At 46.7% G+C, this 9,639-nt stretch carries 11 protein-coding genes; 4 read left to right on the top strand and 7 right to left on the bottom strand.

Features of this window, described 5'->3' with window-relative positions; genetic code table 11:
• Positions 1-239 precede the first annotated feature (239 nt).
• On the top strand, positions 240-920 hold the full coding sequence (gene plsY / locus QUB52_RS27685) for a glycerol-3-phosphate 1-O-acyltransferase PlsY (RefSeq protein WP_332975506.1): 681 nt from the start codon (positions 240-242) through the stop codon (positions 918-920).
• 417 nt (positions 921-1,337) lie between these two features.
• Here plsY and proC read toward each other — a convergent pair whose 3' ends face one another.
• Positions 1,338-2,183 (bottom strand): pyrroline-5-carboxylate reductase, encoded by an 846-nt coding sequence (gene proC / locus QUB52_RS27680; protein WP_265239718.1) that lies wholly within the window; start codon positions 2,181-2,183, stop codon positions 1,338-1,340.
• Here proC and QUB52_RS27675 point away from each other — a divergent pair.
• Positions 2,173-2,328 carry a hypothetical protein gene (locus tag QUB52_RS27675; protein WP_265239719.1) on the top strand — a complete coding sequence of 52 codons (156 nt, stop codon included), beginning with the start codon at positions 2,173-2,175 and terminating at the stop codon, positions 2,326-2,328. The two genes, proC and QUB52_RS27675, sit on opposite strands and share 11 nt — an antisense overlap.
• A gap of 138 nt (positions 2,329-2,466) precedes the next feature.
• Here the strand turns inward: QUB52_RS27675 and QUB52_RS27670 are convergent, their stop codons facing one another.
• The 6 genes from QUB52_RS27670 to der form a co-directional block, all read right to left on the bottom strand.
• Positions 2,467-3,099 carry a cell division protein SepF gene (locus tag QUB52_RS27670; protein WP_265239720.1) on the bottom strand — a complete coding sequence of 211 codons (633 nt, stop codon included), beginning with the start codon at positions 3,097-3,099 and terminating at the stop codon, positions 2,467-2,469.
• Positions 3,100-3,213: 114 nt separating this feature from the next.
• Positions 3,214-3,879, bottom strand: coding sequence for a YggS family pyridoxal phosphate-dependent enzyme (locus QUB52_RS27665; protein ID WP_332969709.1), 666 nt, complete (start codon positions 3,877-3,879; stop codon positions 3,214-3,216).
• 123 nt (positions 3,880-4,002) lie between these two features.
• Complete coding sequence (gene pipX / locus QUB52_RS27660) at positions 4,003-4,272, bottom strand: transcriptional coactivator PipX (RefSeq protein ID WP_265239722.1); 270 nt, start codon at positions 4,270-4,272, stop codon at positions 4,003-4,005.
• A 43-nt stretch (positions 4,273-4,315) separates the two neighbouring features.
• Complete coding sequence (gene acpS, locus QUB52_RS27655) at positions 4,316-4,753, bottom strand: holo-ACP synthase (RefSeq protein WP_332975505.1); 438 nt, start codon at positions 4,751-4,753, stop codon at positions 4,316-4,318.
• A 167-nt stretch (positions 4,754-4,920) separates the two neighbouring features.
• The gene (locus QUB52_RS27650; RefSeq protein WP_332975504.1) at positions 4,921-5,919 is read right to left on the bottom strand and encodes an energy-coupling factor transporter transmembrane component T family protein; all 999 of its coding nucleotides are present in this window, start codon (positions 5,917-5,919) and stop codon (positions 4,921-4,923) included.
• 151 nt (positions 5,920-6,070) lie between these two features.
• The gene (gene der / locus QUB52_RS27645; RefSeq protein WP_332969706.1) at positions 6,071-7,432 is read right to left on the bottom strand and encodes a ribosome biogenesis GTPase Der; all 1,362 of its coding nucleotides are present in this window, start codon (positions 7,430-7,432) and stop codon (positions 6,071-6,073) included.
• Positions 7,433-7,503: 71 nt separating this feature from the next.
• Here der and QUB52_RS27640 point away from each other — a divergent pair, with 71 nt between their 5' ends.
• Both QUB52_RS27640 and QUB52_RS27635 read left to right on the top strand, forming a co-directional pair.
• The gene (locus QUB52_RS27640) at positions 7,504-8,712 is read left to right on the top strand and encodes a NupC/NupG family nucleoside CNT transporter (protein ID WP_332975503.1); all 1,209 of its coding nucleotides are present in this window, start codon (positions 7,504-7,506) and stop codon (positions 8,710-8,712) included.
• Positions 8,713-8,947: 235 nt separating this feature from the next.
• On the top strand, positions 8,948-9,490 hold the full coding sequence (locus QUB52_RS27635) for an acireductone dioxygenase (RefSeq protein ID WP_332969703.1): 543 nt from the start codon (positions 8,948-8,950) through the stop codon (positions 9,488-9,490).
• Positions 9,491-9,639: the final 149 nt, after the last annotated feature.

The following is a 9,639-nucleotide window of genomic DNA, read 5'->3' as shown; positions in this document are numbered from 1 at the left end:
GTAGTCAGTAGTCAGTAGTCATTAGTCATTAGTCATCAGGAAGAAGGAAGAAGGAAGAAGGAAGAAGGAAGAAGGAAGAAGGAAGAAGGAAGACATCTTCATAAATTAGTTTTAATTTCTTGTAATCCAAGAACTAAATTTAATTTAGGAAGATGTCACCTCCCAGCAGGTTAAAGAATTATCGTTAAATTTGTAGCGAAGACTTGAGTTCTCAAAAGTAATGAATGAGGGAATTTATTATGGGTTTGTGGTTGATTTTAAATGGCGCATTGTTAATCGCAGCTTACTTGCTGGGTTCGATTCCGACTGGGTACACCTTGGGTAAATTGATGCTGGGGATTGATATTCGCGAAGTAGGTTCGGGTTCGACTGGTGCGACTAATGTACTCAGGACTTTGGGGAAGTGGCCGGGGTTGGCGGTGTTGCTGGTTGACGTGTTGAAGGGCGTAAGTGCGATCGTCCTAATCCGCTACATCTACTCTCTAGAGTTTACCCGCCAACTAGCGATCGCCGCCGGTTTAGAAAATACTGCAACTATCATCCCGTGGATGGCAACTTTAGCGGGTTTGTTTGCAGTTTTGGGACACAGCAAATCTATCTGGCTGGGCTTTACCGGCGGTAAATCTGTGGCTACCAGTTTGGGAGTTTTGCTCGGTTTGTACTGGCCAGTTGGTTTGGGAACTTTCGGGATTTTTGGCATAGTTTTTGCGGTATCGCGCATTGTTTCTTTAAGCTCGATTATCGGAGCAATTAGCGTTGCTGGATTGATGTTTGCTTTACATCAGCCGCTGGCTTATGTATTGTTTGGAATAGCAGGCGGCGTGTTTGTAATTGTGCGCCATCGCAGCAATATTCAGCGGCTTTTGAACGGTACTGAGCCGAAAATTGGACGGAAATTGGAAACAGCAGCTAGCGATTGATCGGACGATTAGTATCAATAATCTATAGCGGTTCTCAGAAAGATGAGGTATGCCCTATGCCCTATGCCCTATGCCCTATGCCCTATGCCCTATGCCCTATGCCCAGTCGTACCTCACCTTTTTGAGAAAGGCTATACATTTAATCTGCGGATTGTTGGGTAGAATTTGAGCGCAGAGAGTCACGGTATTCTATAGCCAATTGCATCGCTTCATTGTAAGCCGGATTGTTAGCAAATGTTCCAGTAATTTGTTCCCACCAAGGTTTAGAAAACGAGTTATTTTATACTTTGTCTTTGAGGCGAGCAACTTCAGCTTCTAAGAGGGCAACCCTTTCTTCTAACTGTTCTGGCATTGGCGATAGTCCTCACTTGAACTCAACTCTTATTTTTTTATTGTACGTCTTTAAATTCTCTGTGGTTATTTCCCCAATTCTTGAGAGCGCAAACAAGCTGCTTTGACTGCTTCGATCAAAGCAGACCGAAAGCCGTTACTCTCTAATGTAGCAATTCCGGCAATAGTTGTGCCGCCGGGACTTGTAACTCGATCTTTTAATTCTGCTGGGTGCATTCCTGTTTCTTGTAATAACTTCGCTGTACCGAATACAGTTTGCAGGGCTAATTGGGAGGCGATCGCCCGTGGCAAACCTGCACAAACTCCGCCATCTGTCAAGGCTTCGATCAAAATCGCTACATAACCTGGCCCGGAACCGGAAAGGCCAGTCACCGCATCCAGCATACTTTCAGGCACTTCTACTACTTCTCCTACTGCCTGAAAGATGCGCTTGACTAATTCTAAATCAGCCGGTTGCACGAGTTTCCCTGGGGCGATCGCGCTCATTCCCGCGCCTACCGTTGCCGGAGTATTTGGCATCACACGCAGCACTACTCGCCCCGGGAACGCCGGTTCGAGCTTGCTGAGCGGGACTCCTGCCAAAATTGACACTACCACCGCTTCTGGCTGGGAATTAGCCGTTTCTCCATTATTTCCTTGTTTGCGATCGGCCGCCACTGCCAATTCCAAAGCTACCTTCTCAAAAATTTGCGGTTTAATCGCCAAAAACAGCACTTCTGTAGCGGTAGCAACTTCAAGATTGCTGGCTGTTGTTCCGATTCCGTAGGTTTCCGTCAAAAATTCCCGCCGTTGGGGTTGCGGATCGCTCACCAATATTTCTGAGGGCAAATAAACTTTTTGTGCTATGAGGCGGGATAAGAGAGCCTCTCCCATTACTCCGCCGCCGATCGTACCAAATTTTATGTTAGTCATTCTGAAGGAAGAAGGAAGAGGGAAGAAGGAAGAAGGAAGAGGGAAGAAAGAAGAGGGAAAAAGGAAGAATAAAGAGAGAAAAAGGAAGAATAAAAAAAGAGGGAAAAAGAAAGAAGGAAAAAGGAAAGAGGAAAAAAAATTGTAATAATCGAAAAATATCCAGAATGCGATCATCTGATTTCGGCAAGTTTAAAACTATAAACCAACAGACAATCTCATCTTTTACGATATTTTTCTTGCTTCCTTCCTTGTTCCTTCTTCCCTCTTCCTTCTTCCTTCATTCTTACTGAACCATTTGAGCTTGTTCTGCCGGCCAGACTGTCGGTGCAGGAGCAGCCGCAGCAGGGCGCGGGCGTCCTTGGGCTGGAGGCACTTCGTGAACCACACCAGACTGAGTTCTCACCTGCACGCAGCTAGGCGTAAACAAGAAGATGCTTTCGCCAATGCGCTCTTGATGACCGTCAAGGGCGTAAGTACCGCCCGCCACAAAGTCCACAGCTCTTTGCGCTTGGTCTGGATCCATCACCGTCAGGTTCAAAACCACAGATTTGCGTTCTTTAAGAGCTCGAATTGCTGCCGGCATCTCTTCAAAAGTGCGCGGCTCCATCACTACTACTTCCGAAATCCCGTTCATAGCTCCAGGCATTCCAATCACGTTATTCATTACTGACCCTACTCCCCCGGTTGGTGCAACAACATCCGTACCTGTCGATCCTACTACTGACCGCTCCCGCATTCTGCGATTTTGGCGACGTTCTTCTTCTGCTGCGGCGACAGCAGCAGCGGCGGCGTTCGGTTCAGGCTGTTGGTAGACGTTCTGAAAGCGTTCTCCTTCCGCTTCGTCGTACTCGTAATCGTATTCAGGCTCATTGTTGAAGCCTACAAAATCTCGTAGCTTAGAAAAAATGTTCACCATTTAAGCTCCTTCACGACTGTGCTGCCCCGACTATACTCGCGTTGCGGGTTAGCCGCGGGTCGCTAACTACTCTATTTTTAACCCAAGTTGTGCTGATCAGAAGATTTCAACAATTTATCTCCTCCTAGAGCCAAACAAGCTTGTTCCTAGCCGTATCATAGTAGCACCTGCTTGAATTGCCAAATGATAATCTCCCGACATCCCCATCGAGAGCTGCTGCATTTGAATGCGGGGCAAATTTTGCTGCTGGATTTTGTCAGCAAGTTCGCGGGTGCTGTTAAATAATTCTCGGATTTGCGAGTCATCTAATCCCAACGGAGGTATTGTCATCAAACCTTGAATTTTGATATGCTGACATTCGTTGAGTTCTGGAAGGTCGGCAAGCAGTTCTGGGACGCTCCACCCGTATTTGTCGGGATCTGGCAACATTTTTACTTGCAGGCAGACTTGCCGAGAGCAGGACTGTTCGCCCGCTATGCGATCGAGCCGACGGGCCAGTTTTAAGTTGTCCACAGAATGAATCCACTGGAAAAGCTCTAGGGCTTTGGCCACTTTGTTGGCTTGCAAGTGGCCGATTAAGTGCCAGTTGATATCCGGCAAATCTTGCAGTTGGCTTTGTTTATCGGCAGTCTCTTGAATCTTGCTCTCGCCAAAATCTCGGATACCCGCCTCGTATGCTTCGCGGATAGCGTCAGTCGATACCTGTTTGGTAACGGCAATTAACCGCACTGATTCGGGCAAGTCTTGGCGAATGCTGTTAATTCGAGAGGCAATGGTCATAGGTTCTGGATCGCTGAGAACTGGAGGGCAAGAAAATTAAAACAGATACCAATTACCAAATTACCAATTACCGATTACCAATTACCGATTACCAATTACCAAGTTACCAATGGCCGATTTTCGCTACTGAAATGTCCGCTTGTGAATAACCTGTAATTGGTCGTACTCCTGATATTGACCGCTGCGACGGAGGGTTCGCAGGCGAATTTCGACCATCAGGCGAGCGTCGGAGCGACTGATGGGATCAAATCTCAGGCCGCCAGGGCCGTTGGTTACTAAGAAAAATAGGCGTTGGGCATATAGGGTGGTAAATAATTCTTGGCTGTCTTCAACCTGGGATATCCTGAAGAGGAGGCCAAAGTTTGGATGATTCAGGTAGGTTTCGGTAGTCATTCACACTCACAATCGATCGATAATTAGATTAAAGATTTAGACTTTAGATTTTAGTTTCACTCGATCGCGGGGTGCAAAGGGCGATCGCCGTAGCCATGCTATAGTCTCCATCGTGACTGAGGCTCAACTGCCACTGGCAATTTCCCCAAACAGAGGCTTGTGCTGCTGCGGTTCCGTGCAGTTGCACGTTGGGAGCACCGTTTTCGGAGCGCCGAATTTCCACATCTGCATACCGTATTCCCCGCCATCCCGTGCCTAGGGCCTTGACAACAGCTTCCTTGGCTGCCCACCGCCCGGCTAGTTGGTTGCAGGAAACTCGGTTCATTTTACCTTTAATGCTGCTGTCTTGAGAATTTAGTTGTCGGCAATCTCTTTGTTCGGCGGGCGTGTAAACTTTTTCTAGGAAGCGATCGCCAAACCGGTCTAATGCAGCTTGAATGCGGGGAATATATACGATATCTGTCCCAAGATAGATGTTCAAAGTCTTGAATCTCTAAATATTCGTCTCCATTACTTTAGCAGCACTATCGCGATCTGCATTCTTGTTGGAAACTGGTATTAGTTTTGCTTGGATGGGTGGCCCATACCCGTCAAGCATAAATGGTTTGATTCCCGTACTGTCAACTGTCAACTGTCAACTGTCAACTGTCAACTGTCCCAACCCCAAACCAAGCGGGCGCTCCAGAGGGCGAGTAAGCAGCCGAGGGCGATCCAGTCTCGGATTTTGAAATCCAACTGGTGCCATTCTACACGGTGTCGATCGGGACTGGTGAAGCCGCGAACTGTCATAGCGCTAGCCATTTGTTCGGCTCGCAGGAGCAAGTTTTCTAACAGCCGCTCGGCAATCAGTAACCAAACTTGAGCGGCGCGGCGAAATCCGAGTTTTTTCCAGTTGATCGCTCTGGTGCTGACCGATCGCACTAAATTTTGTATTTCTTCCAATACTAGGGGAATGAAGCGCAAAGATAACGTTAATGTTAGTGCGATTTCGGTGACAGGCCAGTTTAAACGACGCAGCGGCTGCATTAAGTTTTCTATAGCTGCGGTGATTTCTTCGCTGGCTGTGGTAAGGAGGTAGAGGTTGGTGCTGTAAATTACTGTGAAAAATAGGGTGCTGACGTTGATAGCTAAATCTAAGGATTTGCGGGTGATTTTAACCGGGCCTTGTTTGAATAAAACGTAACTGTAGTTTGTGGGTTGGGGGAGTTTATTTGGGGCTTGAGCTTTGGGATTTTGGGTTGGGGGGTTTGAGCCGAAATTAAAAGAAGGTTGATACCAGGGTTTGGGATTTTGAGCGGGTGGAAGGGTTGCGGTTTGTTGGGAAAAGGTTAATTCGTCGGCGGGGATGCGGGGCTGGTGTTCCGATGGAAGTGCGTCGGGGGCGATCGCGCTGAGGCAAAATACTAAAAGGCAGAATAGCAGCAGCATTCCCATTTGCTGTTTCCACACGCGGAAGGGAATGGCTGCGCTGAGTGTCAGTACGATTAACATCGCTACTAGCATCAACCGCCAAACGGGATTGGCGAGTATTGGTACAATCAGAAATGTCATCAACCAGGCTAATTTGACGCGGGAGTCGAGCCGGTGCAGCCAGGTTACGGGTTGTTCTAGGTAAAGTCCAATCGGAAGCGATCGCAATAAATCCATTTTGTCGATTTGAGATTTTTAAGAATATCAATTTATTGAAGTGCGAAAAACGTGAAGGAAGAGAAAGAAGAGAAAGAAGGAAGAGATAAGAAAAAAACGCAATTTGCTTAAATCATTAAACTGCGTTTTTTCTTTAATCTAGAGTCTAGAATTACTTCACACGTAGTGCTCTGTTGGTGGTACTTTCTTCGCTGGCGCGAACTTTTTTGCCTCTCCACAGGAGTCGCATTGGTGTACCTGTAAAGCCTAGGTGTTTGCGGAATTGGCTTTCCATGTAGCGGCGATAGTTTTCGGTGAAGCGTTTGGGATCGTTGACGAACAGCGCAATTGTCGGTGGTTGCGCTCGCACTTGAGTACCGTAATAGATTTTGCCTTGTTTTCCTTGGCGGGTAACTGGCGCTGAGTGCCAGGTTGTGGCTTCTTCTATGACTTCGTTAATCACGGCGGTAGCGACGCGACGCTTGTGTTCGTCGGAGGCTTTGTCTACTAATTCAATGATTTTTTCAACTCGCTGTCCACTCATGGCGCTGACAAAGATCATTTCTGCCCAGTCGAGGAAATACAGTTTAGTTCTTGCTGTTTTTTCGTACTCGTAGATCGTGTCGTTGTCCTTTTCTATGGCATCCCATTTGTTGATGACGATGATGCAGGCTCGACCTTCTTGGCTGATGCGATCGGCTAATTTTTGATCTTGATCAGTAACGCCGTCGATTGCGTCAATGACTAGCAGTATGACATCGGCGCGGCGGATGGCTTTGAAAGCGCGGTTGATTCCGAAAAATTCGGCACCATATTCGACGTTTTTCTTTTTGCGAATTCCGGCTGTGTCGATCAGGCGGTAGGTTTGACCGTTGCGTTCTACTATGGTGTCAATTGCGTCGCGGGTTGTGCCGGAAATTGGGCTGACTATGGCGCGGTTTTCTCCGAGAAATGAGTTAAGCAAGCTCGATTTGCCGACGTTGGGACGACCGATTATTGCTACTTTTATTTCATCTACTTCTGGCTCTACTTCTGTGGGAAGGTAAGTCATTAATTGGTCTAGCAATTCGCCGGTGCCGTTACCGTGAATCCCGGAAATTGGGAAAGGTTCTCCCAATCCCAATGTCCAAAAGTCTGCTGCTTGGGTGAGTCCTGTATTTTCCGATTCGCATTTGTTGACGGCGAGAATGATCGGGACTTTTTGCACCCGCAGCCAAGAGGCGATGGATTCGTCGCCGCCTGTGAGTCCGGTTTTTCCGTCTACTACGAAAATGGCTGCGCTGGCTTCTGATAGGGCTGCCAGTGCTTGTTCGCGGATTAATGGCAGAAATTCGGTTTCGTCGTCGAATACTAGCCCGCCGGTGTCTACGACTTGATATTCGCGATCGCCCCAGTATGCTGGTCTGTACGTGCGATCGCGCGTGATTCCCGGTTCGTCGTGGACGATCGCGTCTTGGCTGTTGGCTAAACGGTTGACGATCGTCGATTTGCCTACATTGGGGCGTCCAATAATAGCAACTATAGGTAGAGGCATAAAAGTAGCAGCAATTAGGCTGCGCCGTAATTTTGAGCTTTAGTCTTTGATTATAAGGGAATGTGACTGAAATGGAAAGACTTATTTCTGTATTGGGCTTAGCTGTTTTTGTCGGTTTGTGCTACGCCTTTTCAGTCGATCGGCGCGCGGTTAAGTGGCCTCCCGTACTGTGGGGAATTGCTTTGCAGCTAATTTTTGCAATTTTGATTCTCAAAACTGCCCCGGGTTTGGCGGTATTTAAATTTTTGGGAGATTTAGTCACCCAATTTCTCAATTTTTCAGATGCCGGGGCAAAGTTCGTATTTGGAGACAATTTTGCCGAACACTTTATCGCTTTTAAAGTGCTGCCGACTATTATCTTTTTCTCTTCGTTTATCACCCTACTCTATCACTATGGCATTTTGCAGCGGGTGGTGCAAGCAGTCGCTTGGGGCATGATTAAAACCATGAGAACTTCCGGTGCAGAAACTCTTTCCTGTGCTGCCAATATTTTTGTCGGACAAACAGAAGCGCCACTGTTAATTAAGCCTTATGTGGCGACAATGACGCTCTCGGAACTTCACGCTGTGATGACGGGGGGTTTTGCGACAATTGCCGGCGGAGTAATGGCGGCTTACATTTCTTTTGGAGTGTCGGCTCAACATTTAATTGCTGCGTCGGTGATGTCGGCACCGGCTGCTTTGGCTATTTCTAAATTGCTGTACCCGGAAACAGAAAAATCCCTGACTGCTGGCGAGGTGGAGATTAAGGTAGATCAGGTTTATGCTAATGCAGTGGATGCGGCAGCTTCTGGTGCTACCGACGGCTTGAAGTTAGCGGCTAATGTGGGCGCGATGCTGATTGCTTTTTTGGGTTTATTGGCATTTTTTAATGCGCTTTTGGGTTGGTTTGGAGGGCTGATTAGTTTGCCTCAGTTGTCGCTGGAATGGATTTTTTCTTATTTGATGGCTCCGGTGGCTTGGCTGATGGGTATCCCTTGGGCTGATTGTGGAAAAATAGGAGTTATTCTCGGAAAAAAGACGATTTTAAATGAATTTATTGCTTATTTAGATTTGATGAAATTGGTGAAGCAACAGGCGATTTCAGAACGAGCAGCAATTATTGCGACTTATGCTTTGTGTGGCTTTTCTAATATTGGTTCCATCGGGATTCAAATTGGGGGGATTGGTGCGATCGCGCCATCGCGCAAAGGCGATTTGGCTCGGTTGGGTGTGAGGGCGATGATTGCTGGTTCTGTGGCTTGTTTCATGACTGCTTGTATTGCGGGAATGCTGCTTTAAAAGTTCTCAGTTTTGTAAGGTGCGCGGTACGCACCCTACTTTCTACTCTCAAGGTTATTAAATAAAAGTTAAAATTTGACAATTAAAGTCTGGTAGATGTTTAATATATAACGAAAAACATCTAACTTTAGCGATCGGCTATTATGGAAAATAGGCAGGAGTTTAGTCTGTAACAACGGTATATAGAAACTGGAAACTAAATTCTCCTCAAAGCCAAATAAATAGGTGGTGTAATATGGCTGTTCTGCAACTAGAAGACGGTAGGACATATACGGAGATCGGGGCGATCGCTCGCCAACTGGATGTTTTAAATATTCAGATCGATCGCCTGTCAACGAACAAAAATCCTGCGGTTCGAGAAATTCTACTCCAAGACATTCTCAGCGTAACAGAAAAACAGCAGGTACTCGCAGCATTTAAAACCGAGTTTGAATACTTCAAGCGCGCTAGCGGATGTCAGTGGTGCGACTTAAAAGTGTTGCACCCCGGTTCGCCACAGATTTACTCGCTGATGATTAAAAGCGATCGCACTCACACCCACGCAGATGCAGAAGTTCTGCACGTCTTAGCTGGGGAATGTGTTTTTGGTTTTGTGTATCCTAACGGCTCTCAGGTACAATTAATGTTGGAAGCTGAAGAATATATTAAAGTACCGGCTAATACCGAACATTGGTTTTATCTCACTCCGTTGCTGTACTTGAAATTTGTGCAGTATTACACCACTGCTCAAGGTTGGGTTCCTCAGTATACTAATAGGAAACTAAAAATTAAAAACTAGATCAAAGATAAAATTCGGCGATTGAAATCGCGTCTACACAAACGATGTCCGCCTCCGCGGACTAAGAAATAAAGTAAGGATTCAGGTCTAAGATTGGGGAATTAAAGAAGGCATAAATAAGTCACAAAAATGGGCAGATATAGCATCAC

The organism is Microcoleus sp. A6-C6 (genome assembly GCF_036705955.1).
Lineage (GTDB): Bacteria > Cyanobacteriota > Cyanobacteriia > Cyanobacteriales > Microcoleaceae > Microcoleus.
The sequence above is the reverse complement of the archived record's forward strand: the minus strand, read 5'-3'. Positions and strand labels throughout refer to the sequence as shown.